The sequence below is a fragment of the Ignavibacteriales bacterium genome (genome assembly GCA_016709155.1).
In the GTDB taxonomy this organism is placed as follows: Bacteria; Bacteroidota; Ignavibacteria; order Ignavibacteriales; family Ignavibacteriaceae; genus JADJEI01.
Genome location: JADJEI010000013.1, coordinates 123,011 through 147,063, shown reverse-complemented (window position 1 = coordinate 147,063; position 24,053 = coordinate 123,011). Strand labels below are relative to the sequence as shown.

General features: G+C 35.6%; 29 protein-coding genes. 5 read left to right on the top strand and 24 right to left on the bottom strand.

Going from position 1 to position 24,053, the window contains the following annotated elements; genetic code table 11:
• Positions 1 to 125 precede the first annotated feature (125 nt).
• The 5 genes from IPH11_13790 (at position 126) to IPH11_13770 (ending at position 4,814) form a co-directional block, all read left to right on the top strand.
• The gene (locus IPH11_13790) at positions 126 to 1,688 is read left to right on the top strand and encodes a hypothetical protein (GenBank protein MBK6914657.1); all 1,563 of its coding nucleotides are present in this window, start codon (positions 126 to 128) and stop codon (positions 1,686 to 1,688) included.
• 694 nt (positions 1,689 to 2,382) lie between these two features.
• Positions 2,383 to 2,649 (top strand): T9SS type A sorting domain-containing protein, encoded by a 267-nt coding sequence (locus IPH11_13785; GenBank protein ID MBK6914656.1) that lies wholly within the window; start codon positions 2,383 to 2,385, stop codon positions 2,647 to 2,649.
• Between the two features lie 361 nt (positions 2,650 to 3,010).
• Complete coding sequence (locus IPH11_13780; GenBank protein MBK6914655.1) at positions 3,011 to 3,169, top strand: hypothetical protein; 159 nt, start codon at positions 3,011 to 3,013, stop codon at positions 3,167 to 3,169.
• A 17-nt stretch (positions 3,170 to 3,186) separates the two neighbouring features.
• Entirely contained in the window at positions 3,187 to 3,795 is a 609-nt protein-coding gene (locus IPH11_13775) for a hypothetical protein (GenBank protein MBK6914654.1), read from the top strand.
• A gap of 32 nt (positions 3,796 to 3,827) precedes the next feature.
• Entirely contained in the window at positions 3,828 to 4,814 is a 987-nt protein-coding gene (locus IPH11_13770; protein MBK6914653.1) for a T9SS type A sorting domain-containing protein, read from the top strand.
• Positions 4,815 to 5,009: 195 nt separating this feature from the next.
• Here IPH11_13770 and IPH11_13765 read toward each other — a convergent pair whose 3' ends face one another.
• The 24 genes from IPH11_13765 to miaB all read right to left on the bottom strand — a co-directional run bounded on the left by IPH11_13765 (position 5,010) and on the right by miaB (position 23,730).
• Positions 5,010 to 5,402, bottom strand: a complete 393-nt coding sequence (locus IPH11_13765) for a YraN family protein (protein MBK6914652.1) — start codon at positions 5,400 to 5,402, stop codon at positions 5,010 to 5,012.
• Positions 5,389 to 6,024: a ribonuclease HII gene (locus tag IPH11_13760; protein ID MBK6914651.1), complete on the bottom strand. Its 636-nt coding sequence runs from the start codon at positions 6,022 to 6,024 to the stop codon at positions 5,389 to 5,391. The genes IPH11_13765 and IPH11_13760 overlap by 14 nt, the downstream gene beginning before the upstream one ends.
• Before the next feature lie 326 nt (positions 6,025 to 6,350).
• A complete protein-coding gene (locus IPH11_13755) occupies positions 6,351 to 6,857 on the bottom strand; it encodes a UbiA family prenyltransferase (GenBank protein ID MBK6914650.1) in 507 nt (168 codons plus the stop codon).
• Positions 6,847 to 7,572 (bottom strand): BamA/TamA family outer membrane protein, encoded by a 726-nt coding sequence (locus tag IPH11_13750; protein ID MBK6914649.1) that lies wholly within the window; start codon positions 7,570 to 7,572, stop codon positions 6,847 to 6,849. Before IPH11_13750 ends, IPH11_13755 begins: the two co-directional genes overlap by 11 nt.
• A gap of 401 nt (positions 7,573 to 7,973) precedes the next feature.
• Entirely contained in the window at positions 7,974 to 8,294 is a 321-nt protein-coding gene (locus IPH11_13745; GenBank protein ID MBK6914648.1) for a hypothetical protein, read from the bottom strand.
• Entirely contained in the window at positions 8,272 to 8,601 is a 330-nt protein-coding gene (locus IPH11_13740; GenBank protein MBK6914647.1) for a hypothetical protein, read from the bottom strand. The genes IPH11_13745 and IPH11_13740 overlap by 23 nt, the downstream gene beginning before the upstream one ends.
• A 9-nt stretch (positions 8,602 to 8,610) precedes the next feature.
• Positions 8,611 to 9,552: a 1-phosphofructokinase gene (locus IPH11_13735; protein MBK6914646.1), complete on the bottom strand. Its 942-nt coding sequence runs from the start codon at positions 9,550 to 9,552 to the stop codon at positions 8,611 to 8,613.
• Positions 9,553 to 9,593: 41 nt separating this feature from the next.
• Complete coding sequence (locus IPH11_13730) at positions 9,594 to 9,896, bottom strand: GWxTD domain-containing protein (GenBank protein MBK6914645.1); 303 nt, start codon at positions 9,894 to 9,896, stop codon at positions 9,594 to 9,596.
• 49 nt (positions 9,897 to 9,945) lie between these two features.
• Positions 9,946 to 10,425 (bottom strand): hypothetical protein, encoded by a 480-nt coding sequence (locus tag IPH11_13725; protein MBK6914644.1) that lies wholly within the window; start codon positions 10,423 to 10,425, stop codon positions 9,946 to 9,948.
• A gap of 11 nt (positions 10,426 to 10,436) precedes the next feature.
• The gene (locus tag IPH11_13720; protein MBK6914643.1) at positions 10,437 to 10,820 is read right to left on the bottom strand and encodes a hypothetical protein; all 384 of its coding nucleotides are present in this window, start codon (positions 10,818 to 10,820) and stop codon (positions 10,437 to 10,439) included.
• 15 nt (positions 10,821 to 10,835) lie between these two features.
• The gene (gene rimO / locus IPH11_13715) at positions 10,836 to 12,134 is read right to left on the bottom strand and encodes a 30S ribosomal protein S12 methylthiotransferase RimO (GenBank protein MBK6914642.1); all 1,299 of its coding nucleotides are present in this window, start codon (positions 12,132 to 12,134) and stop codon (positions 10,836 to 10,838) included.
• A gap of 11 nt (positions 12,135 to 12,145) precedes the next feature.
• Positions 12,146 to 12,961 (bottom strand): phosphatidate cytidylyltransferase, encoded by an 816-nt coding sequence (locus IPH11_13710; protein MBK6914641.1) that lies wholly within the window; start codon positions 12,959 to 12,961, stop codon positions 12,146 to 12,148.
• Positions 12,958 to 13,311 (bottom strand): zinc ribbon domain-containing protein, encoded by a 354-nt coding sequence (locus IPH11_13705; GenBank protein MBK6914640.1) that lies wholly within the window; start codon positions 13,309 to 13,311, stop codon positions 12,958 to 12,960. The genes IPH11_13710 and IPH11_13705 overlap by 4 nt, the downstream gene beginning before the upstream one ends.
• The gene (locus tag IPH11_13700; GenBank protein MBK6914639.1) at positions 13,289 to 14,296 is read right to left on the bottom strand and encodes a CPBP family intramembrane metalloprotease; all 1,008 of its coding nucleotides are present in this window, start codon (positions 14,294 to 14,296) and stop codon (positions 13,289 to 13,291) included. The genes IPH11_13705 and IPH11_13700 overlap by 23 nt, the downstream gene beginning before the upstream one ends.
• Before the next feature lie 119 nt (positions 14,297 to 14,415).
• A complete protein-coding gene (locus IPH11_13695; GenBank protein MBK6914638.1) occupies positions 14,416 to 15,195 on the bottom strand; it encodes a DUF3108 domain-containing protein in 780 nt (259 codons plus the stop codon).
• A 17-nt stretch (positions 15,196 to 15,212) separates the two neighbouring features.
• Positions 15,213 to 16,259 (bottom strand): glycosyltransferase family 9 protein, encoded by a 1,047-nt coding sequence (locus tag IPH11_13690; GenBank protein ID MBK6914637.1) that lies wholly within the window; start codon positions 16,257 to 16,259, stop codon positions 15,213 to 15,215.
• Positions 16,256 to 16,870: a DNA-3-methyladenine glycosylase gene (locus IPH11_13685; GenBank protein ID MBK6914636.1), complete on the bottom strand. Its 615-nt coding sequence runs from the start codon at positions 16,868 to 16,870 to the stop codon at positions 16,256 to 16,258. The genes IPH11_13690 and IPH11_13685 overlap by 4 nt, the downstream gene beginning before the upstream one ends.
• Positions 16,871 to 16,902: 32 nt before the next feature.
• Complete coding sequence (locus tag IPH11_13680) at positions 16,903 to 17,640, bottom strand: tetratricopeptide repeat protein (protein ID MBK6914635.1); 738 nt, start codon at positions 17,638 to 17,640, stop codon at positions 16,903 to 16,905.
• Positions 17,621 to 19,072: a glycosyltransferase gene (locus IPH11_13675; GenBank protein ID MBK6914634.1), complete on the bottom strand. Its 1,452-nt coding sequence runs from the start codon at positions 19,070 to 19,072 to the stop codon at positions 17,621 to 17,623. Before IPH11_13675 ends, IPH11_13680 begins: the two co-directional genes overlap by 20 nt.
• 27 nt (positions 19,073 to 19,099) lie before the next feature.
• Positions 19,100 to 19,609, bottom strand: coding sequence for a hypothetical protein (locus IPH11_13670; GenBank protein ID MBK6914633.1), 510 nt, complete (start codon positions 19,607 to 19,609; stop codon positions 19,100 to 19,102).
• A gap of 53 nt (positions 19,610 to 19,662) precedes the next feature.
• Entirely contained in the window at positions 19,663 to 20,769 is a 1,107-nt protein-coding gene (locus IPH11_13665; protein MBK6914632.1) for a sigma-54-dependent Fis family transcriptional regulator, read from the bottom strand.
• Positions 20,770 to 20,848: 79 nt separating this feature from the next.
• The gene (locus IPH11_13660) at positions 20,849 to 21,619 is read right to left on the bottom strand and encodes a ribonuclease Z (protein MBK6914631.1); all 771 of its coding nucleotides are present in this window, start codon (positions 21,617 to 21,619) and stop codon (positions 20,849 to 20,851) included.
• A 14-nt stretch (positions 21,620 to 21,633) separates the two neighbouring features.
• Positions 21,634 to 22,359 carry an SPOR domain-containing protein gene (locus IPH11_13655; protein MBK6914630.1) on the bottom strand — a complete coding sequence of 242 codons (726 nt, stop codon included), beginning with the start codon at positions 22,357 to 22,359 and terminating at the stop codon, positions 21,634 to 21,636.
• Between the two features lie 18 nt (positions 22,360 to 22,377).
• The gene (gene miaB, locus IPH11_13650) at positions 22,378 to 23,730 is read right to left on the bottom strand and encodes a tRNA (N6-isopentenyl adenosine(37)-C2)-methylthiotransferase MiaB (protein MBK6914629.1); all 1,353 of its coding nucleotides are present in this window, start codon (positions 23,728 to 23,730) and stop codon (positions 22,378 to 22,380) included.
• Between the last annotated feature and the right edge of the window lie 323 nt (positions 23,731 to 24,053).

The following is a 24,053-nucleotide window of genomic DNA, read 5'->3' as shown; positions in this document are numbered from 1 at the left end:
AAGATGTTTTCGAGGTTGACGCAAATTTAACAACAGCTTGCGAGGGATTTGATTGGATTGAAGACCCCGGGGCACTGGATGATGATTCTAATGACGATCTCGGATATGGATACTATTACATAAAAGTGATCAGAAATTATTCTACTGAACCAGAAACAATCATTGCATTTTATCTTGATTTAAGAATGGCAAAAGAAAGATTAACTCATTCTCCAGATATTCATATAAGAATTACAATTACTGATGAATATAGGACCGTTGAATATTCATATTATGATGAGAATTATATACTACACTATGGTCCTCTGTTAATGAATAGTACAATAAAAATTTGGGAGAATCACGGAAATCTTGAAAAAGATTTCACCCCATTTTTCAGAAACATCGAAATTACAAATGATTTAAGCGGAACATCTTTTTCATCAGAAAAAATAGTATTAACACAAGCAGAATTTGGTTTCCCGAATCAACAATATTCTATAGGTGATCAAGTTACTCCAGGTGAGCATATTGATTTCTGGCACGGAGTCGAATATGGATTTAGTGTTAGTTCGAATATTGTTTTCAACAATGGAGCTGATTATTTAGCCCGTCATTGGAACACTTCAAATAATATTGGAACTTATCAGGATCCTATAAATGATAGATACACCATCGAAGCCCTGCCAATAACCGCACAACGCTATGGGACAAACTGGACATTTCTTAATTGGAATACAGGAAGTACAAGTACGACACTACAAAACATAAAAGTACCTGACGACATTCCCCTGGGGGGATCATTCATTGCCAACTACAAAGGGCATTTCACTTCTGCTCAATCAGATGCATTTACAAGTAACGGGCAGAGAAAGATTGTTTTAGACAGTCAGGGGAAATATCATATTGTTTACCCTTCTTATGGTAAAATCTGGAGCACACAAAGCAATACCACGGATTTTAACGGCGCCTGGTTAAATGAAATTATCTTTGCCGAAGAATATGATCTTCAATTGAAAAATCCATCTATTGATGATTTTGATGGGTATACTTCTGCAACAGTTTATGAAGGGGGAATGACCGGTTTAGCAGGTATTTTTCTTGCTGAAAAGTATTTGTTGAACAACGATATCCCTGTTATTACCCAGATACCGGAAACCGGAATTGATCCAAATTATTTCGGGAATATTAAACCCGTAGTAGCATATACGGCTCACGAGATTTTTGTTGTTTACAAACCATCTTCATTTTCTCCCTTAAAGTACTGGCGTAAATATTACAACGGCGGTCAATGGTTGACTGAAGGTCCACTCAATTTACCAACATCAAATCAATACTCTTTAAATCCGTCCATTGTCGGAGATAACAGTGATAATCTTCATATTGTATGGCAGCAGTCAAATTCTTCAATTAGATATTTACACAGCTATGTCAGTGGTGTTCCATACGGCAATAGATATTTTGAACCTAATTCATACAACGTTTCAACGGGTGCCGGCTACAGTACAAACGAATACCCCTCAGTAAGTCTCACAGATTTTAATCAGGCAATCATTAGCTGGAAGGCAGGCAGACACGAAAATCCCAGCAAAGTGGTAGCGGGAGAAGAAACAGACTTAATTTGGGTATCACGGGTTTTAGTCAGGCCCTTTTGGATAACATCAGGGGGTGATTTTTATGCTGCAGGTTTTAAATGTAAATTATTCTAATAACAATTCTACAACAGAAAATGGAGTCACTAATTCTGTAATTGCTTATTCTCAAAACAATGGTGAATCCTGCAGATGGATTAAGCGTACTGCTTTTGGTTATACAGCGGCAGGAAGTTTTAATGAAAACGGAATACAAGTTCAACTATCAAGCGGCGGTAATTTTTCGCAGATCAAGGCAGTAGTTTTTGAGAATGCAACCGCTCCTTTTCACCTTCAGAAGAGTAATACAAACTTTTTGTCCAAAATTACTTCCCTCGAACCGGGATATTCAAGAACTGGGGTTGTGAGAAAGGAAGAGGCTGAGTTCGTATTCAGCTTTGGAGACTTAAGGTTAGATGGTGAAAATATCCTTTTTATTGAGAAATCAGATACTTTGCCAATACCGGGGGTAAGCGAATTTAATCAATATTTTAGAACAGAAAATTTTTATATTGATCCAACCTCCCAGCTTTTATTCTCTGTATACTATTTTGTTTTAAATCCTGAGGTTGCCCAGACTGTTTTAAGTGATAATGATGAGATAGTATATAAGATAGAGTTAGTAAATGCAAATTCCGGTGAAGTCGTCGGGCTGTTTGATGAAGTTACATTCGATAAAAACACTCTCTTTGATCACGATATTACCAACTACTCTGTTGATTGTAGCGAAGTAACAGCAGATGAATATTATTTTAGATTAGTTACAGAAGTTATGGGTGAATATTATTATCATCTATCCAATGAACAAAATGATTCGGAAACACTTGGTAAAAAAATCTACGATAATATTTCATATCTAGTCAAACTTGAATCGTTAACTTATGCATTAGCACAAAACTACCCCAACCCATTCAATCCATCAACAACAATTAAATATCAAATTCCAAATGCCGGAAACGTAACTCTAAAAGTTTTCGACATACTCGGCAGAGAAGTAACTACTCTTGTTGATGATAAAAAGATGATCTTAATTAAATAATTATAAACAAAACAAATTAGTTTAGAGGCGAAGAAATCCTTCGCCTCTAAAATATATTTTTCTATTTCCCCGCCCCTTCTTATTCTATCTATCAATTAAAAAAGGACAAACAAAAATGTCCGATCATTACTATCTCTGATAAAACAATTCATACACAAAACTTTTTAATAAATCCAACTAATGCTTTTATCAAAACCGCTTTTTTATTCAAAACAATAACATTAAAAAATATATTTTGGTCAAATGTCCCTAAATGTGCTAATCGTCAACTAAATAATTATCGAACTAATTCAGCCCCCTTTAAGGGGGGTATTCATTAACTATTAATCAACTTTTATGGTTGATTAAATAGGAGGTTAAAATGAAATACTTATTCAGTATTGCTCTTTTCGTTGTTCTTTTCATTTTTATTTCTCCTTCTTATTCACAACAGTATGTTCTGGTTGGTTGGAATGACCTCGGAATGCATTGTGCGAATAAAGACTTTTCAAAAAATAGCGGTACTGCCGCCATACAATAACATACGCTCAACTGATCTTGAAATCACCTACGGGTGATCCTCAAGTGGTTACTTCCGGTTACACAATTGAGTATTCAATTCCCGGGAACACTTACTCAGTTGGCAAAACTAATTTCTGGGATTACGCCCAGCAGTTGTTTAATCTTCCCACTCCCCTTCCATTAAATGTCGGACTAACCGGAAATGGATTGACTGGCTCGCTTCTGCCAAGCGGGAACTTCTTCGTTGCTACAGGAATTCCTATCACGCCTTACACGGATGCAAACCTCGTAACTGAAAATCCATATCAGTTAATTCATCTTGTAGCAAAGGCTGTGGGAAGCAGTACGATACTTGCTACCACCGATGTGGTTATTCCTGTGAGTAATGAGATTAGCTGCGTTTCATCAGGCTGTCACAGTTCACAGCAGGATATTCTTGATGAGCATGAAAATGAACCGGGCTTTAATAAAAACGGTCCTAATCTTTGTGCAAATTGCCACGCTGATAATGCACTCGGCACAACCTGCGATCCCGAAGCAGGAATATTTTCTGAAGTAATTCACGACAAGCATAAAAACATTTTCCGCAAAATGAAATATCCACCTGCTACAAATGTCACCCCGGCGAAAACACTCAATGTTTAAGAGATGTAATGGGAAAAGATCCGTAAAACCCGATGACCTGTCAGAATTGTCACGGAACAATGGGCGAAGTAGCTTCATCAATAAGTAACGGTAGAAGACCCTGGCTTGATGAACCAAGCTGCGGTAATCCCTTGTGTCATGGAAGTAATTATGCTGAAGAACCCGGCAAGCTGTTTCGTGAGTCCCAAGGTCACGGCGGATTAAACTGCTCTGCCTGTCACGGCAGTCCACACGCAATTCTCCCCACCATTCAGGCAAACGACAATTTACAAAACATAACTTTGCAGGGATATGCGGGAACACTTAAAGAATGTACAGTATGTCACGAAACCACTCCAAGCGGTCCCGGACCTCACGGAATCATGGCAACGAATAACGTTACTGCAAGTCTAACTCTTACACCCACCTCGGGTAATGGAATATTTGATATCAATTACTCCACGACAAATAACGAATCCGCTGCACAGACTTATGATATTTGGATAACTCAGAAATCCCCCAACGGAAGAACCAAACAAATATTAAATAAAAATATTACTCTGAATGCAGGACAAACTTTTTCACGAGTAAAGCACGCAGATATTTCTGCCAAACCAATGGGCAGTTACACCTACACTTTGAATGTCGGAGTAAATCCTTCAACTGTTTGGCATAGCGATATTAAAATCTACAGCAAAACATCAGCAAGTCTTAACAGCGAGCTTGCATTAGATGACAACAGTTTGGATGAGGAAGCTACCTTCGTTGATCAGACGGCTAACTACCCGAATCCATTTAATCCAACCACAACAATACAATACTCTGTTCCATTGCAGGGTAAAGTAAAGTTGACCATTTTTGATGAGCTTGGAAGAAATATAAGGGAGGTAGTAAACGAATCAAAAGAGACCGGTACATATCAAGTCCAATTTGATGCATCCGGTTTACCTTCCGGAATTTACTACTACACCGTTGAAGCAATTGCAGTTAACGGCGGAGAAAATTACAGAAAGGTAAATAAGATGATTTATCTGAAATAAAGTTTAGTATAATTTATTCTTAACAATAAAGGCAGCCATATCCGTCAGCTAACGGAGGCTGCCTTTTTTTGATGTTTCGGAGACTGCTGACTGTATTGCCATGGTAATCTATTGATTTCTCTCTGGTTGACATTGCCATTACAAGAATTATTATTTTAATTTTTCAGAATTCTCATAAAATTCTTGCTCCATTTTTTATTCGAAAGCATTTTCGTAATAGTTGATCTGAGGTTTTGCGCTTTGTCCAAACTGGATTGCAACTACATCAAACCTGCAGTCGGCTTCTTTAATATTTTTTTCGTAAAGATAAAGCTCGGCAATTTTTTTTATCTGCTTAATTTTCTTTTGCGTTATAGCGTATTCCGGTTCACCGAATTCCAAATTCTTCCTTGATTTGACTTCGATAAAAACCAAAAAATCTTTTGCAGTATCTTTTGCAATTATATCAATCTCTCCTTTACCGTAACGGTAATTTCTTTCTACAATTTCAAATCCTTTTCCTTTCAAAAGTTCAACTGCTAATTCCTCGCCTTCATCCCCCTTTGCTCGGGTAGAAGGAAATTCTTTTTCATTTTCATCGTGATTCATTTTCAACCTCAATAATATTTTGCTGAAATGGATTTAATATCCTTGTTAAAAAAGTTTTACGGTGAAGCGGCGAAGCACCGTATTTTTTTATTGCATTGATATGATACCGTGATGCATAACCTTTATTGTTTTCCCAAAGGTACAAGGGGTAATAAACAGAAAGGCGCTTCATAATTCTGTCGCGGGTTACTTTTGCAACTATCGAAGCAGCAGCTATCGAAAAAGATTTCGAATCTCCTTTAACAATTGTTAGAACAGGAATTGCTGAGTTAAAAGATTTATTTCCATCAACTAAAATAAGATCAGGATTTTGCTCCATCCTTCCGACAGCAATCTTCATTGCAAGCAAAGATGATTGAAGAATATTTATCGTATCAATCACACCATGACTAACGGATGCAACTCCGACACAAATTGCTTTTGAAATAATTTCAGGCAAAAGTCTTTCCCTCTCCTTTTCACTCAACTGCTTCGAGTCATTTACTCCGTCAATAAAAATATTGTCCGGGAAAATCACTGCAGCAGCAACTACAGGTCCGGCAAGTGGTCCTCTTCCTGCTTCATCAACGCCGGCGATAAATTTTACTTTATCACTCAAATATGATTTGTCAAAATTTTTCATTTGCCAAAGTAAATTGCCGCTAAACCAAAACCATTGCAAGTTTTAGTAACCCGCTTAGTCTTTAAGATTTTTATTTGTATAATTATCATAAAGTGATTTAACATTATAAAACGAGCATCGGGTTTACAATCATCATCACTAAAACAAAATATTCAATTTTATAAAAATTAAATATGAATGGAAAGAAAGTAAACACGATTAAAATTATCGAAGAGACAAGAACTATTTTTTTGCCGAATCAAATCCATTTTTCACTGGATAAGTTATTACCTGATTTTTGCTATCCCTCTGCATCCTGCATATCTTTAATTATTTCTCGAATGAAATTAATCAGCAAAGCAACCTGCAGGGACGAGGGCAAAGCTAATATTTCCAGCAACAACTCCGCCATAAATAAAAGTCAGTCCGGTGAGAATTGATACTACAAGATTTCCAACCAAAGGAATTTTTTTTAGATAGAATGAATAAAGCAGGAGTAGAGTATTTGCCGTGCTTACAAGAATGAACGAATTAAGATTTATCATTGATGCTAAAACAATCGAAGCAGCTATCAACAAAACATAAAAGATGTACGCAGTTCGTTCCGATATTAAATTTGAAGCAAGCGCTCTTTCGGGATGACTGATCTTATCAATCTCAATATCAACAATATCATTGATAACATTACCTCCTGCGGAACTAAAAGCAGCGGACAACATTGCAAATAAAATTATCAGGAATGATGGCGGCACTTCAGCACAAATAATTACACCCACCAATACTGAAACTGCGGTGATTATAAAATTAACCGGACGCGTTAGTTTTAGTAACAATATAATTTTATTAAAATTCATTGATAATTCCAAAATGGATTTTACCGTCGCTGAATGAATCGCCTTTAGCCAATGCGAAACTAACTGCTAACACACCGAGTCCTGTTTCGATACTTAAACCAATACCGTAACCAATATTGAAATCTTCGCTCTTTAAAATATTTCTTTCTTCATCCGCATTACGAAGATAATAGCCTGTGTCGAAAAAAGCGAAAGCATAACTGCGGCGCGTAAGAAGAAATCTATATTCAAGATTCGACCATGCAACACGCGAACCGAGAAATTGTTCTTCGCGATAACCGCGCAGAGAATTGTTTCCCCCCAGCCTGAATAAATCACTCTCTTCAAAAAATGACCCGCGCAATTCTTTGCCCGTTACTCCAACCGCAATTACCTGATTTGTAAACAATTCATAAAATCCCCAGAAAGAGAAAGTGAATCGTTGAAGGTTGATGTTCGTTTCAAGATCAGGGGTAATAAATTCTTGCGGCCCAATTAGTTTTTTTCTACTCAACGAATAACTGTTGATAAACATAACACCACCCTTTGGTGCATAAGGGTCATCACGTGTATCAATTTTCAGATTTACTCCGGTAGTTAGAATTGACGAATTAAATATCCGCGTGTAATTGTTAGCATTTTGAGAAGGGATAATTGATTCGGTCCCCACTAAAACCGCGGCTGATATATCTTCAGTTGCAAGATATTCAAGACTGCCTTCCAGTTTTCTCTGCACATAAGTTGTGTCCTGTTTCCGCTGATATAAAGTTCCATTAATATTGAAAGGATAACCAAGCAGCTAGGGCTCAAGATATTTTATTTCAATATCCTGCGAGAAACGATTGAACTGCTGCCAGTGAAATGCTGCCGCCCGTCCGGTACCGAATAAATTACGAAGAAACATTAACCAATCCTGTGACATAACCCTTTTCACCCTCCTTCGATGCAGGGATGTATCCGACAATTCCATCAAAGTTATTTGTCTGTTTTTCTTTTACCTCTATCAGAGCACACCTTCTTTTTCTGTATTAATTAAAAATTGCGGTGTTGCAACTGGTTCAAAATACCTTAATCTATTTAAGCGATTAGGAAGTTCTTCAATCATAGTTTGTGAATATTCCTCCCCCTGCTCGATTCTTAATTCCGCGTAATTACATAATCTTTAGTTGATGTGTTTCCTTTCACATCTATTTTATCAATTGTGCTTTTTTGTCCATCATCAATCAGTAGATTTATATCAGTGAAATGTTCACCTGAAGCAGAATCATCATAAAGAAATATTCCTTCAATTTTGATTTTTATAAAAGGGTAGGAGTTATTCTCGGCAAATGTTAATGCTTCGTTGATTGATTCTTCTAATGAATATTTATTAAAAATCTGTCCTTTCAGAAAATCGAAATAAGAATTAAAATCAATTATCGAGGAGTCCTCTCTTTCAATAAAAATATTTTTTGACATAAGTCGCTTCTCCTTCGGTAAAATTTATTGTAAGGTTTACAAACGCCGAATCATAAAGGTTCAATTTGAATACCATCGAAATTTGAATTGAGATAGCCGCGGTTACTAAAATTAAAGCTAATCTATTTTTAATTGAATCAGTTAAACCGGGATAAACCGAAAGTGAAGGAGATACCTGAGCCCATTGCAGTATTTGTGTTTCGGTGAAAGTGTTGCTTCCAACTACAATTTTTTTTATTGATTGTGGAAATGACGATGAGAAAGAAAATAAAATAAGAAGTAAGCTATATGTTATTCGGTGTAACATCTAACAATTTCATTTTTTTTCCCGATTGAGAGTATCTGAACGATCATCCAAATATTTTTCTGCCTGCTGTTTAAGAACTTCACAAACAGAAAAACCGCCGGCATTAACACTGCCAAGCGAGCAGGCAAGTTTAATCGTTTCGTCAAAAGTTAAATCGTGATGCCAGCCATAAACTATCCCGGCAGTGAATGCATCGCCGCTGCCGGTTGAGTCAATTGCAGCAATTTTGGGAGGAATAATTTTAAATTTATAATCAAGAGTGGAAGCATAAATTTCCTTCTCTCCGTCAGTAAGATAAGCCTGTTTAATTCCCTTTGAATACAGCGATTCGAGGTATTCAGTTTTTCCTTTTTCAGATTTTAAGGAAATATTCAGCGATGATTCTACTTCGTCAATATTGTTGTGTACAATGGTGGGTGATTTTTCCAGACAGGCGCTAAGATGAGAGCCGTATGTATCACAGATGGAAATTTTATCATATTTATTTGCGGCTTCAATTCCAAAGGGGAAAATATCATCAGCTTCTTCACACGGCGAACTGCCGGAGAACACAACCATCTCACAATTCTGAATAATCTTATCGAGTTTTAATTTAAATTCGTTTGACTCTTCAATTGAAATAATTGCATTAGGAGAAAAGAAGGAGGTGGCAATACTTTTGCTTTCATCAATGATAACTGAGCAATTTCGCGTTTCTTGTTTTGTGCTGATTGCGGTAAAAATTATTTTTTCATCATTTAAAGTATTTCGGAGAAGTTTGCCGTTTATTCCTCCAAGGAAAAGAAAAGCAAGGTTTCGAATTTCAAGTCTGTTCAACTGACTGCTTACATTTATGCCTTTTCCGCCGGACTTAAGAAATTCTTTCGCGCTTCGGTGCGATTTTCCTAAGGAGACTTCTGAAAAATAAAGTCTTCTTTCAAGGAGAGGGTTTATGGTTACAGTGAGGATCATTTTTCAGCGGTACCTGTAATCATCACCGTAAAGTGGAGTAACTAAACGATAATCTCCAAAACCCGTGTCATCAAGAAAAACAAATTGACGATTAATATCGTAATATTGCCAAACTTCGTAGGGCTTTGAATCATAATCGAAAGGGTGACGATCAATATTGTTTGGCGGACCCAAAAGAATATACACCATCCCCGATCAGTTTGCCAGCCTTCGTTGTAATGCGAAAACTGTTCATTTGCATAAGCCACGCGGCGATAATATTCGTTAAAGACTTCATTCTGTTCATCCTGCGGGTTGGGGTCTTTGCTTTTCCAAAATCTAAAATCGTTTGATTTTATCCTCACGTGTTTGCTTCTTCAATAACATCAAGCTCATCGTCCGAGGCAATGTAAGTCATCTGTTCAATAGCTTTTTCCAGATCCTGAACATTACCGGGCACGCCGCTCCATCTTGATATAAAAATTTTCGAGGCGGAAGTGATGAGTTTACTTTTAAATCGAATATTGATACCAGTAGTTTATGAGATCCTAAAGATAAAGCCGAGTCTTTTATAGTTTTGAAAATCTGATTTGTACCGGCTTTCAGATTAATAATTTCATTTTGTTTATGAACGACATTTTCATCATTGTCAGTAATAGAATAATCCATTAAAACATCAGTGGATGAATCAGAATAAATCTCATAAAATAATTGAATGCCGTCACGTTGAACCAGAATATCCTTTGAGACATTTGGACGAATTTTATTACTCCCGTCAATAACTTCCTGTTTCGCTATCAACATCAAATCGCTAATGTTTACGCCAGAAGAAAAATCGCGAACTGTAAAATTATTATCTACCGAAAATTCTTTTCGTGAATCCTTATCCTCCATTGCAGTTCGAATTACATAATTTCGGGCTTAAGCTCAACAGATTTTAAACTGAGATTAAAATTCTCTTTAGATAAAGTTTGATCAAAATCATCAGCAATAATTTTCTCATTCCATATTTTTTCATTAATGAGCTTCTCGCGATTTTCATCGAACACGGAAATAGTAAGTGAATATTGAGCAATAAAGCTCTGCCCGTTTTTTACAAATTGAATTTCCGAATACGGCACTTGAATAAAAACATCCACCCTTGTTAAGTTTTCTTTGCCGGAGGAAAAACATAAAAATTCCTGGTAATATTTCACCCTTTGCTTTTTATTCAACGAAGTATTATCCGGTTGAGCAAAAGCACTTGAGATAAATAATAAAACTGATAAGGCAGTTATAAATGCTTTCATACAATTGACTTTCAATTAAAAAATAATTTTTCCGAACAAATCATATTCATTATTATCATAAATTTCCACATCATAAAAATTACCAATATCTAATTTATTTCCCTCGGACAGTATTAATACTTCGCCATCAACTTCAGGTGCATCACGATATGAGCGACCGATATAATATTGTCCTTCCAGCGATTCAATAAGAACTTTTATTTTTTTGCCGACGAACTTTAGGTTATTTGAAAAAGAAATCTCCTTTTGCAACTCCATTATTACTTCTCTTCTTCTCAATTTTTCTTTGGATGAAATTGGATCGCCAAGCGGGAAGCTTGTAGTATTCTCTTCCGGCGAAAAAGTAAATACACCCAGCCTGTCGAATTTTGATTCCTCAACAAACTTTATCAAGTCGTTAAAATCTTCTTCCGTTTCATTTGGATAACCAACTATTATTGTAGTACGTAAAGTTAAACCCGGAATTTTTTCTCTCAATTTTTTGACGAGTGCTTTTGTATTTGCTGAAGTAACACCACGCCGCATTGATTTCAAAACTTTATCCGAAATATGCTGCAACGGTATATCAATGTATTTACAAATTTTGGGGTTAGCAGCAATTTCATTGATCAATTCATCGGGAAAATGAGATGGATATGCATACATTATTCTTATCCATTCTATTCCCACCACCTTGCTTAATTTATCGAGAAGTTCAACAATATTTCGCCTATCATAAATATCTTTCCCATAGTCAGTTGTATCCTGAGCAATTATTACTAATTCTTTTACCCCTTTTGCCGCAAGAGATTCTGTCTCTTTAACAAGCTGCTCAATGGGTACTGATTTATGCCCTCCCCTCATAATTGGGATGGCACAAAAGGAGCAAGGATGGTCACAGCCTTCTGAGATTTTCAGATAAGCTGTGTGCGCCGGTGTAGTTAAGCGGCGTTCACCAATTAATTCACGTTTTAATTCGCCGCCGAGTTCTTTTAATATTGCTTCGTAAGCTTCAGTCCCGAAATAGCTGTCAACTTCCGGAATCTCTTTTCGCAAATCATCTTTATATCTTTCTGATAGACATCCGACTACCATCACCTCTTTCAACTTACCCTCATTTTTAAGAGCGACAGCGTTTAGTATTGTATCAATAGATTCCTTTTTAGCCGACTCGATAAAACCGCAGGTATTAATAATAAGTGTATCTGCATTTTCAGGTGATTCGGAAATACTGAAGTTATTCAACTTCAATTGGTTAAGCAGCCGCTCTGAATCAACTGTATTTTTTGAACAGCCTAATGTAAGTACATTTATTTTATGTTCGCGTGACTTCATTCTTTCTAATTCTAATAAAAATATTTCAACAGTAAAAAAATAATCGGTGCTGAATACACCAAGGAATCAAATCTATCGAGCACTCCGCCATGTCCGGGAATGATTGATGAAGAATCTTTAATGTGTGCATCTCGTTTAAACAATGATTCAATCAGGTCGCCAATTTGTCCAAACACACCAACAGTAAGTCCAATTATAAATATCAAGTTGAATGACAAGAATTGCAACACGATTTCTTTTGCGAGAAGCATAGTTAGAATGGCAAAGATTAAACCGAATATTGCCCCTTCCCAACTTTTGTTTGGACTGACCCGGCGAAAAAGTTTATGTTTGCCCAAAGCTGTGCCGCCGAAATATGCTGCAGAATCACAAATCCATATTGCTGCCATTATGCTTATTATCAAGTATCCTCCGCGATAATAAAATGGGTCAATAAACATCTCTCTCATTCCAATTAATGAACTCATAAAAAATCCGATGTAAAATACACCCAGCAATGTGGCGGACAAATTCATAACAGCCGAATTATTATTTCTAAAAAGTTCAACTAAAAGCAAAATAAGCACTAACACCAATACCGATGAATACACATCCCAAATCGAGTAGTATGAATTAAGTATAAAATAAATTACTGCCGCATACCCGATTGATTTATTCACGAATGCATTTTTCTTTTCAGCAATCTGACTGAACTCCCGGAAAGCTGTCAGTGCAATCGCACAAATAAACAAAAGAAAATAAATTTTACCGAAATAGCTTGCAGCAATAATTATCGGAATACCAAAAATAGAGACAATAATTCTCGTGGCAGTATTGCCGGCTTTCATTGATCCTCGTCTTCTGTTTCTTCTTTGCTATCAAGAAAATTCTGGATGAAAATCAATCCTGTTTCCAGATCTTCTTTTTTAATCAACAATTTCACAATAGATAAATCTCCAGGTGCAGGAAAACTCCTATCTTTTTGTGAAAGCATAGCAGCAGCAATTCCTGCACTTTCCAGATTATCGCGAAGCATTTCAATTTCATATTCTTCGCTTGAAGTATAAACCACCACCCATTGCTCTTCACTAAGAATGTGCTCTTCAATTTCTGAAGGCTCGACAAGTGCAGTCTGACAATCAGGACAGAATTTTATCCCCTGCACGTATTCACTTTTACAATTCGGGCATACCGGCATTTTCTTCTCCTTGCGATTGTTTATTATAATATTTCGTTATTGATATGATTAAAGCTGTAAAAAATAATATTAGAATCAAGAATAAAATCGATTGATTAAGTAAATCCTCGCCGCTTAAAACAGCGGAGTTGTTCAGCTCTTCTTCGCCAAAAATAAAATAAAGAATGACAGCAGTAAGATTATTAATAAAATGTAAAAAGATTGGAATTAAAATCGAATTACTTTTATAAGCAGCAAATCCAAAAAACAAGCCCAATGCAATTAGCGGCAACAAACCATAAGGATTAAAATGGTACAGCCCAAAAAATATTGCAGTAATTAAAGCTGCATAAAATGGTTTTATCTTCAGCTCGAAACTTTTTTGGATGAACCCGCGAAACATTGATTCTTCGCAGAGAGCGGGTACAATTGCAGCAGCTATTATTACGAACAACATTTCGGGGAACGAGTTTGCATTTAGTAATTCGCCGTAAGTTTTTTCAACAAGCTGATCGAGAGAGTCAAAAAATGATTTTAGCGTTTGAACAGACTGATTATTTTTTGCAAGAACTTCTATAAAATAATTTTGAATATAAAGATATGTTTGAAGCAGGGGAGTCAGTAATACAATTCCAATCGTAAAAAGACTAAACTCTTTTAGTTTAGGAATTTTAATTCTCATCACTGCCGAAACATTATTGTAAAAAAACTTTGCGAACAGCAGTGCCGGGAGAAGTATAAATAAAATCTGTCCTGCAATTGTCATCAACCGCATCGGAGTGACGGGTGCATTCTCAATATCAAACCCTAAAACCAAAAGAGTTAAAAATCCGCCAACAAATTGGTAAAGAAAAAATCCGCCGAACAGTCCAATAAATCCTGCTGCTATTGGTGAAAAATCAAAATTCATTTCAATATTATCTGAATTTTTCACCCGCTGAATTTCACCGGAATGCTTTTCGTTTGGATCGTGATTATCAGGTTCTATTTCTTGTTGTCCGTCCATTTAAAACTATTTTTATAATATGATAATAGTAAGTTAGCTATTGGAAGGAACACACTCAACAGAAATAAAAGTGAGAATCAAAATCTTTCTAATGATTCCTAAAATTTCAGTTAAGTCAGCTATTTCTTCGAAGTAAGTTTTCCTGCAACTCCCTCGTATTTAGTAAGTTCAGCATCAATCGAACCAATAACAACTTTTGTCTTTACCTTTATTGGAATTTTTAGTGCATCATTGGTCAACCAAACTACAATACTCCCCTCGTTTTTGAACAACCCTCCTTCTTTAACAAGTGGTTCTACAATTATGCAATCAAACTTTCCAGCTTCAACACTGATGGTTTCCCTGCCGAGATATTTTACATCAAGATCATAAACTTTATCTTTATAAAAATTTTGCAGATGAATTCTATCATCAACTTTCATGCTTGAATAGTCGAGAGTTCGAGCATAGTACAAAGCTGAAACAATATCGTGAGTGTAACGCGGAAGATCATATTCGCCTTCGGAGGTTTTTGCTTTACCTTTGCGCTGATCAAAGAAAGCAGAGAAATCACGGCTGTAACTACCTTCACGAATGTGTTGTTCAAAACGCCATGGGAAAATTCCCTCGACATCAAGATAAGTTTCATAACGATCACGGACTTTATAGACCCAGTCGAAACTTGGAACTGTGTTTACTTCGAATGTTACATGATAGGTATTTCTTCCCGATATTTTTTTTATTTCCGGGATTTCCATTGTCGCAATGCCGGCTGTAACAAAACCATACTTAACATCAAAAGTAAGTTTCTCACCCTCCTTAAATGCATGGTTTTCTAACTTTCTGAAATCAACTTGAGTAGTTTGCGCAGCCACTACAAATGGAATCAGTATTACTAATTGAACAAATATTTTTGTCATTTTACGATTGAACATTTTTAGCTCCGTTGTGAAGATAAATTATAAATAATTTCGTTTACTTTATTTAATACATCATTTGTATTTATAGAATTCATACACTTCAATTGCTCGCACTGCCGGCGGTTGCAATTTGAGCAGTCAATTGCTGGTTCAAAAACAAAACCTTTTGTAGAATAAGGTCCCCACCTTTTAGCAGAACATTCAACAATTTTAGGATAAAACCCAATCGTGTATTTATCGAGTGCTGCAGCAATATGAATAGGTCCGGTTGAGTTTGAAATAAAAATATCGCATAAACTTATCAGTGCTATTAATTCATTCAGGTTTAAATCACCGGCTAAATTAATAGCTTGAGTATTGACAGTTAATTTATCAGCCAATAATTTCTCCGACGAGGTGCCGGTAACAATTAAGAGATGATTTTCCATCGGACTTAATTTATTAATCAGTTCTCTAAATTTTTCTTGAGAAAGATCAACCGAACTTCCGCCGCTTCCAGGATGAACAATGATAATTTTTTTATTTGGCTGCCATCCATTTAACTTTAAAAGTGTTTTTAATTTAGATATCGAATTAGAATCAACACTGATATTGAATTTAATACCTTCTTGCGTAATTGATTCATCTATACCGAACCTGGTAAGCATCTTTATATTAAACTCAAGCTCGTGATGCTCTGCATACTTACGGTGTTGAAAAACTTTGTGATTGAATAAAAAAGAATACCACCTGTAACCAGTGCCCACCCGGTGCTTAATTCCAGTTTGATAGATAATCCATGCAGTTGGTAAGGTAGGGTAAACCACCAATGCAGAATCAAAATGTTTCTTCTTTATCTGATTAATATTTTCATTGAGTGCTATCTTCTTTCCTTTTTCCTTAAGAATTATAATTTCATCAATATCGGGGTTGTTACAAACGATTGACTCGGTATAATTTCTAACGAGGAAAGTCACTTTACAAGCAGGATAATATTTTTTAATTAATCTTGCAATCGGTAAAGAAAGAACAACGTCTCCGATTCTATCTGTTCTAACTATAAGTAAACTTTCGGGTACGATCATTTTCGTGAGACAAACTTATTGTTAGTAATGAAGAATCGCCAGGGGAGATCAACCGATTTACTGATGCCTATTCTTTTCGAAGTTGAAATATTTCCTAATTTATTTTTATTAGAATTAAGTATGAATATTTGATCATCGCTTAAGTTTGCAGCGTTATCTTTGAGATCAATTGAAAATGCTTTACAAAGTTTCCCCGGCCCATTTGTAAGATTTAATAATTCTTTATCTGAAATAGTAGATTTAGAATATCTATTTATTGTCATTGTTTTAATATCATTTATTGGTTCTACTGAACGAATAAGAACTGCACAACCGTCACCAGGATTACCGGTTACAACATTGCAGCAATAATGGTTCCCATAAGTAAAATATACATAAAGATAGCCTCCACCTTTAAACATAGTTTCGTTTCTTTTTGTCATCCCGTTAAAGGAATGTGCTGCCTGATCTGTTTTTCCGTTGTATGCTTCTGTTTCCACAATAATTCCCGCAAAAGTTAAATTATTTTTTTTTCTGATTAGAGTCTTACCGAGCAATTCCCTTGCCACAATTAAAACATCACGTTTATAAAACTTTAGAGGTAATTTATCAAAAGTAAATGTAGTTTTCATTATACAATGAAAAGGAAATTTAGGCAGGTAATTTATTGATTGCCCAATTCAGAGCGGAGTTCTAAAATTTTTGAAGTGAAATAATCCTTTTGAGAAGGACTCTTGTTTATTAGCTTTTCGTAGACTTTAATCGCCTCTTCGATTTCGCCTTGAGCGGCATAAATTTTCGCGAGAGTTTCCGAGATAATAATGTTTTTTTCAGATAAATCTACCAGTGAAACGTTGTTGTCTAAATCAGTGCTTTCGCTGATATTAATCTTAGCGCCCGATATTTCTGAAGCAAGTCTTTCAAGCCTTTCTTCAATTTCAATTATATTATCCTCACCAGGAGAACCAGAGAAACTGAATTGGTTGGTTATTGGAGGAGTAAAATTATTATCCATTAAAAATGATTTTCTGGAGCCTGTTTCAAAAAGCGATCGTTGTTTGCGAATACTTTCAAGCTCCTTTAAGTAATATTCAGAGGTTTGCGGTGAGTTGATTAGATCACCAGAAAGTTTGAAATCATTAATTGCATCATCATAATGTCCGAGAAGAGTTTCAGCTTTGCCTCTTAATATTAAGGCGATGGGGTTAATAGGAAATTCATTTAGCCGCTGATTTAATATTGTCAGAGCTTCTTCAACATTATTTTCTTCAATTAAATTTGCAGCTAACTTAACAAACAAAGGACTTTGTCTGTCGTACTCACAAATCAGCCGGACTTTTGCTTCAAAAATTTCTTCTACCTTTTTGCCACTGATACTGAAATCAGGTTTTCTGAAAGGCATGTTTGATTGAAGTTAATGATACGAAAGAAAAACCTAAGAAAAATAAAAACTGAAACGGCAGTGCGGCAATTTCTAAAAAGTACAAAGATGAAATTATTCCCACTAAACAATAAACTGCCATAAGTAATTCAACATAAACCGAAAAATTGATTTTCTTATTGAGGTATTTATTTCCTTTCCAGCTATCACCATCCTTTTCAACTTTGAATTTAGGGGTGCGAACAAATTCACTTTTGCGGCTTAGTAATCCTTCAATCACTGCACGCGAATTGTTAACAGCAAAGCCCATACTTCCAGCCATAAATAGTGGAAATAAAACAATCTTCTTTCGCCAATCAGTGCGAATATCTTTTTGTGAATAAAGATAGAATAAAAAAGAGCTTATGAAAGCGAGAACAAATAGAGACATAATCGCAAAATATGCTTCGTGCGAACCACTATTCTTGATAAATATTAATGGAACATTTAAAATAGCTGCAAGCAAAATAAAAGGGAAAACCAGGTTGTTGGTTAAGTGAAAAGTAGCTTGCAATTTTATTCTTAGTGGAACTTTTGACTTCCAAACAAGAGGTAAAACTTTTTTAGCAGTTTCAATTGCCCCTTTTGTCCATCTAAATTGCTGTGCTTTGAGAGCATTTATTTCGGAAGGAAGTTCTGCAGGGGAGGTGAAATCTTTTAAGAAAACAAATCTCCATCCGATAAGCTGAGCACGATAACTTAAATCAAGATCTTCTGTCAATGTATCTGAATGCCAGTTGCCTGCTTCCTCGATACACTTCTTGCGCCAAACACCGCCGGTACCATTAAAGTTAATAAAGAACCCTGCTTTGTTTCTTACTGTTTGTTCAATTACAAAATGACCATCCAGAGCGAGAGCTTGTGCTTTAGTAAGGATTGAATAATCACCGTTGAGATGCTCCCATCTTGTTTGCACCATACCAACTTTTTCGTCAGCGAAGAATGATAAGGTCTTTTTCAAAAAATCTTTGTGCGGAAGAAAATCAGCATCGAAAATTGCGATGTAATCTCCCTTGGCACTTTTCATAGCTTCTTTTAAAGCACCTGCTTTGAATCCTACTCTTGACTGACGTCTAACATGTTTGATATCAAAACCGAGATCGAATTTTTCTTTAATTTTTTTTGCGACAACATTAATTGTTTCGTCAGTCGAATCATCAAGCACCTGGATTTCCATTTTATCTTTTGGATAATCAATTTCACAGACAGCATCAATTAATCTTTCAACTACATAAATTTCATTATATAGGGGAAGCTGAATTGTAACAATTGAATCTGTATCAATTTCTTTTTTCTGTTTATGTTTAACATCACGGTACTTATGATGATAATACATCATAATAAATCCATGAAGTCCAAAGATGAATAAAATTGTTAGCGAAAGGAAATAACCTATTAAAACTATGTCTTCCATAATAAACCTAAAAATAATTACAAAATATTACCAACCTGAAACGGTATCCAAAAGGATATCTTCAGTAATTTTATCAACCGCAGTTTGAATAGCCTGTGCCCGATCTGTAATCAAAATATAATCACCATAATTAGAAAATGTTTTTTCATAAATTACAGTTCGCTTAACAAGGTCACGGTAAATCACTTGTATTGAAATAGTAATTCTTCTTGAGCTTACATTTTCGCCTGCCGTAACAATTGCGGGGGCATCTTTCAAAGAGGTTATTGCACATTCAAGCACTGCGTCTGATTTTAACTTTTCAGCTACCTGAAAAGTATTGTCATCAATAAATTTTTGAACAAGTGTGTTCGTAAAAGATTCTCTTAATCCTGGTTCACCAGATCCGCTTCTATCATCAGCAATTGGAATCGAAATAGTTTTCAAGTGCTCGGGAACTGAGGCGCCAGTAAAAGAATATGAACAGCACCCGACAAAATTAACTAAACCTACATTGATTGACAAGATAAGAGTCAACCCGATGAATAATTTTTTCATTCTCTGCTTCATTCGATTCGTGTTGATCTTGTTTGATTCAAACATACTAAAATTCAAATTTCGTAGTCCTTTAATTTGCGATAAAGAGTTCGTTCACTCATTTTGAGCAGTTTTGCAGCCATTCGTTTTTTGCCTTTGGCAACAATTAACGCATTTTTGATGGCTTCTTTTTCTAATTCTAGAATCGGAATTACTTCCTGCGGAGATTGAAAAGCTGGGGAAACGAGAATTTCTGAATTTCTCTCCTTAATTAAATCTTTTAATTCAATCATATCTTTTTTTAGTTCGAATAACGCACGATACATCAATTCACGGTCAACCTCTTCTGAGGATTTTTTTAGAAAAACGGGAAGTGATCTTTCAGAATCTTCTATAGGCGGTGATTGGATTAGCAAATGTTGTAATGCTGAAGCATCAATAATTTTTCCGCGATTTAAGGTCACAGCAGTTTCGATTGTATTTTTAAGTTCTCGAACATTACCAGGCCAATTATATTCCTGTAATACCAATATTGCATCATTAGTTAGCTGCGGCGGCATGATACTATTTGCACTACAATACGCCTGTATAAAATGTTCCGCAAGTAAATCAATATCTTCTTTTCTCTTACGAAGGGGGGGTAACTGCAGTGTGACTGCTTTCAATCTAAAATATAAATCTTCTCTAAACTTTCTTGCATTGACAAGCTGCTGTAAATCTTGGTTAGTAGCAGTAATTAATCTAACATCAGCTTTGCTAACCGTTTCAGCCCCAACCTTTATATATTCTTTCATTTCAATTACGCGCAGCAATTTTACTTGCGTGGTTAAAGGTGTTTCGCCAATTTCGTCAAGAAATAAAGTACCGCCGTCAGCAATTTCAAAATATCCTTTGCGGCTTTCAACTGCACCTGTAAATGAACCCCTTTTATGCCCGAATAATTCACTTTCCATCAATCCTTCGGGGATAGCACCGCAATTAACGCTTATTAGTGGCTTCGATGCCCGCTTACTATAACCATGAATAGCACGGGCAAAAACTTCCTTGCCAACTCCACTTTCTCCATAAATCAGAACCGATATTTCGGAGACAGCAACCTGCATTATGATATCGGCAAGATCATTTATTTCTTTCGATCTGCCAATTATTCCAAATTTTTTTTTGAATTCTTCTAATGTCATTTATTTTTTAGAATATAATTTATTCTACAAGAAAATATAAGATTTTTTAAAACGCAATTAAAGGCTGTAAAATGCAGTACTAATTCGAAACTATAAGCCCATCATTGGCAATTGTAAATTCCCTGATGAGTTCTTCGCTATGATTTTTGATCATTAGACTTAATGATTTGCTACTTATTTCATCAAGATGAACAAGGAAAATTTTTGTTGATTTGTGATTGAACTTAAATTCGATTAGACTTTCGAATTTGAGATGAGTCACTTCGCTGATCAGTATATCAATCAAATGATCATTAAATATAAGCAGATCCTTTTCGCTTCCTACATCACCCGTGAAAAAAATATTTACCCCTTCACAAGTGAATAGGAAACTGCCGCTGTAAAAAGATAATTTATTTTCTTTATCGTATTGTTCGTATTGAACGAGATGAGAATTTTTCCTTGAAATAAAAGCAAGGCTTTCGGCAACTTCAATCTTATCATTTTGAATAAAAGTTTTATAAATAATTTTGAAATCCATTCGTTCATAAAAAAGATAGGATTGATAAATAAAATCTTCAACGGGCTTTTTTAATTCCTGATGAATAAAAATAGTCAATGGATTTTTACGCTTACAAAGTTTCATCTGCACAAGCAAAGATGCAAGCCCGCTGAAATGATCAGGATGTAAATGAGTTAATAAAATTGCATTGATTGAATTGAAGTCAATACTCGATTTAAGCAGAGCACGAGAAATTCCGTCGCCGGTATCAATCAATAAATTATATTTATGGGAAGAAATTAAAAGCGAAGTATGATAATTATTGAGAGAAGTTTTAGCCGAACCGGTTCCGATAAAATGGATTTTCAATTTATACCGAAAAGTTATTTAAATTGAAGTTCAACAGCTCTGCCTTCAATTCCAAATTGTTTATTTATTACTGGAAGTGAATCATCCGCTTCGAGCTTTGATTCATAACGCCCAACAAACACAACATGAAAAATAGTACCGGCAACTTCTTTTTCATTTATAAATGAATACAAACCGGCGCTTTGGAATTCATTTTTCAATTGCTCGACATTTTTACTGCTGCTGAATGCCCCCGCCTGAATGGTGAATTTATAATTTTTAGAATCAGATTTAATTTCGTCTTCTATTTTTTTATTTGTCGTAACCGGTTCATCATTTTTTAATGGTTCGTCTTTAGAAGGAATATTTTGATCCGCAATTTTAATATATGACGATTGAGGATATTCCCGTTTTAGTTTTTCGAGATAAGTTTTTGCTGTTTGATATAAGCCGAGTGCATAATAGTAGCTGTAAACTCTAAAAATAGCCGCATCAGCGTATCTTGTGCCGGGATAATCATTAATAATTTTTTGATAGAGCACAACTGCCTGCTGCCCGTTTTCTGTCAATACAGCTTGCAAAAATGTAAGGTTGGGGCTTTCGGGATTTTCTTCATTTAATTTCGGAAGTTTTTGCAAAACAGCATCCCGCTCACCATTCTCGATCATTTTTAAATAGGGAACAATATCAATATCCTGAGCTAAAGATGGTATGCAGCTAAACAGCGAAATAATTAAAAATAAAATCTTAACTTTTTTCATACTATCACTGAGAATAAATCAGGCTGAAATGGATTCAAGTATAATATCATTATTTCCTAATGAAATAAAATCGGCAAATAAAGTAGCCTGGGTTGCTTTAGTAATTACTGTTCGAACATAATCACCGACTTTTATTTTATCATTTGCAGGAATAATTACAACCTTGTTTGAATCGGTTTTTCCAGCAAAGAAATTTTTCGACTTACGGCTAAATCCTTCAATAAGCACTATCTCTTCATGTCCTACAATTTTTTGATTAATATCAAAAGCTATTTTTCCCTGCAGTTCAATAATTTCCTGAAGTCTTTTAGTTTTGATCTGCTCCGATACATCATCCTTCATCTGAAACGCTTTAGTACCCTCGCGGGGAGAGTACTGAAACATATAAGCGCCGTCATATTGTACTTGTCTCAAGACATCCAATGTCATTTGATGATCGTCCCCGGTCTCTGTTGGAAAGCCGGAAATAATATCGGTTGAAAAGCTAACTGCAGGAATTATTTTCCTTGCTTTATCAATTAGGTTTAAATAATGTTCAACAGTGTAAGTTCTGTTCATCAATTCAAGAATACGATTTGAACCGGACTGCACCGGCAGATGAATATATTTGCAAATGTTTGAGTGCTCTGCAATGGTATAAAGAAGTTTATCGGATAAATCCTGCGGGTGGGATGTAGTGAATCTTATTCTGATCGAGCGGTTTACTAAAGCTGCGGCAGCAAGCAAGTCGGCGAAATCATTTGCCCCATCCATGTATGAGTTGACATTTTGCCCGAGAAGAGTAACTTCTTTAAAACCTCTTTCGGAAAGAATTTTAATCTCATCAATAATTGAATCGAGCGAACGGCTTCGCTCCCTTCCGCGAGTAAATGGTACAACGCAGAAAGTACAAAACTTATCACAGCCGCGCATAACCGATATCCAGGCTTGAAGACCATCCTCGCGGTAAGGGATAATATCATCATAAGTTTCTGTGCGTGAAAGACGAACACCAATTCCTTTTTCACCTGCAAAAGCAACTTCGAGTAATTCCGGTATTCTTCTGTACTCATCAGGACCAACTACCAAATCAACAATTTTCTTTTCATCAATTAAATCTTTTCTTAATCGTTCTGCCATACAGCCAAGAATACCTACTACCAGTTCGGGTTTTGAATTTTTTAAATTTTTAAAATTGCCAAGCCTTCCGTAAATCCTTTGTTCGGCGTTATCGCGAATGCTGCACGTGTTCAATAACACTACATCAGCGTTAGCCGGATTTTCAACCACTTCATAATTATTTTTTTTAAGAATGCCGAGCACTATTTCGGTGTCGGCGACATTCATTTGACAACCGTAGGTCTCTACATAAACTTTATCTTTAGTATGCATAAATACTATTTGCTATAAATTCGTTCACAGATTTAAGTGGAAAAATTCACACCTTTGTCAGCGCCCAGAGAATTAAATTCAGGATTATAAATCCGAATACAAGCAGCACGATGGAGACCATGCGGCGTTTTCTGCGTTGTTCCTGAACTATCTCCCCGCCTATTTGCAGGTCCTCTTTATCCATTTTTAATAAGCTAAACATAGTAATCTTAAATTATTTGTAGTTAATTAATTGCAATAATAATAATTTCAAAGCTAAGAAGCACTCACTAAATTAAGGGAAATTTTTGGCAGAGGGAAAAATAGCCCGCCTGCCATTATTA

Bases quoted from the DNA above. Each gene is read 5' to 3' on its own strand.
- IPH11_13785 (MBK6914656.1), top strand. From the start codon at position 2,383: ATGGGTGAATATTATTATCATCTATCCAATGAACAAAATGATTCGGAA.
- IPH11_13780 (MBK6914655.1), top strand. From the start codon at position 3,011: ATGAAATACTTATTCAGTATTGCTCTTTTCGTTGTTCTTTTCATTTTT.
- IPH11_13770 (MBK6914653.1), top strand. From the start codon at position 3,828: ATGACCTGTCAGAATTGTCACGGAACAATGGGCGAAGTAGCTTCATCA.
- IPH11_13765 (MBK6914652.1), bottom strand. From the start codon at position 5,402: ATGAATCACGATGAAAATGAAAAAGAATTTCCTTCTACCCGAGCAAAG.
- IPH11_13760 (MBK6914651.1), bottom strand. From the start codon at position 6,024: ATGAAAAATTTTGACAAATCATATTTGAGTGATAAAGTAAAATTTATC.
- IPH11_13755 (MBK6914650.1), bottom strand. From the start codon at position 6,857: ATGAATTTTAATAAAATTATATTGTTACTAAAACTAACGCGTCCGGTT.
- IPH11_13745 (MBK6914648.1), bottom strand. From the start codon at position 8,294: ATGTCAAAAAATATTTTTATTGAAAGAGAGGACTCCTCGATAATTGAT.
- IPH11_13740 (MBK6914647.1), bottom strand. From the start codon at position 8,601: ATGTTACACCGAATAACATATAGCTTACTTCTTATTTTATTTTCTTTC.
- IPH11_13735 (MBK6914646.1), bottom strand. From the start codon at position 9,552: ATGATCCTCACTGTAACCATAAACCCTCTCCTTGAAAGAAGACTTTAT.
- IPH11_13725 (MBK6914644.1), bottom strand. From the start codon at position 10,425: ATGGAGGATAAGGATTCACGAAAAGAATTTTCGGTAGATAATAATTTT.
- IPH11_13720 (MBK6914643.1), bottom strand. From the start codon at position 10,820: ATGAAAGCATTTATAACTGCCTTATCAGTTTTATTATTTATCTCAAGT.
- rimO (MBK6914642.1), bottom strand. From the start codon at position 12,134: ATGAAGTCACGCGAACATAAAATAAATGTACTTACATTAGGCTGTTCA.
- IPH11_13710 (MBK6914641.1), bottom strand. From the start codon at position 12,961: ATGAAAGCCGGCAATACTGCCACGAGAATTATTGTCTCTATTTTTGGT.
- IPH11_13705 (MBK6914640.1), bottom strand. From the start codon at position 13,311: ATGCCGGTATGCCCGAATTGTAAAAGTGAATACGTGCAGGGGATAAAA.
- IPH11_13700 (MBK6914639.1), bottom strand. From the start codon at position 14,296: ATGGACGGACAACAAGAAATAGAACCTGATAATCACGATCCAAACGAA.
- IPH11_13695 (MBK6914638.1), bottom strand. From the start codon at position 15,195: ATGACAAAAATATTTGTTCAATTAGTAATACTGATTCCATTTGTAGTG.
- IPH11_13690 (MBK6914637.1), bottom strand. From the start codon at position 16,259: ATGATCGTACCCGAAAGTTTACTTATAGTTAGAACAGATAGAATCGGA.
- IPH11_13685 (MBK6914636.1), bottom strand. From the start codon at position 16,870: ATGAAAACTACATTTACTTTTGATAAATTACCTCTAAAGTTTTATAAA.
- IPH11_13680 (MBK6914635.1), bottom strand. From the start codon at position 17,640: ATGCCTTTCAGAAAACCTGATTTCAGTATCAGTGGCAAAAAGGTAGAA.
- IPH11_13675 (MBK6914634.1), bottom strand. From the start codon at position 19,072: ATGGAAGACATAGTTTTAATAGGTTATTTCCTTTCGCTAACAATTTTA.
- IPH11_13670 (MBK6914633.1), bottom strand. From the start codon at position 19,609: ATGAAAAAATTATTCATCGGGTTGACTCTTATCTTGTCAATCAATGTA.
- IPH11_13665 (MBK6914632.1), bottom strand. From the start codon at position 20,769: ATGACATTAGAAGAATTCAAAAAAAAATTTGGAATAATTGGCAGATCG.
- IPH11_13655 (MBK6914630.1), bottom strand. From the start codon at position 22,359: ATGAAAAAAGTTAAGATTTTATTTTTAATTATTTCGCTGTTTAGCTGC.
- miaB (MBK6914629.1), bottom strand. From the start codon at position 23,730: ATGCATACTAAAGATAAAGTTTATGTAGAGACCTACGGTTGTCAAATG.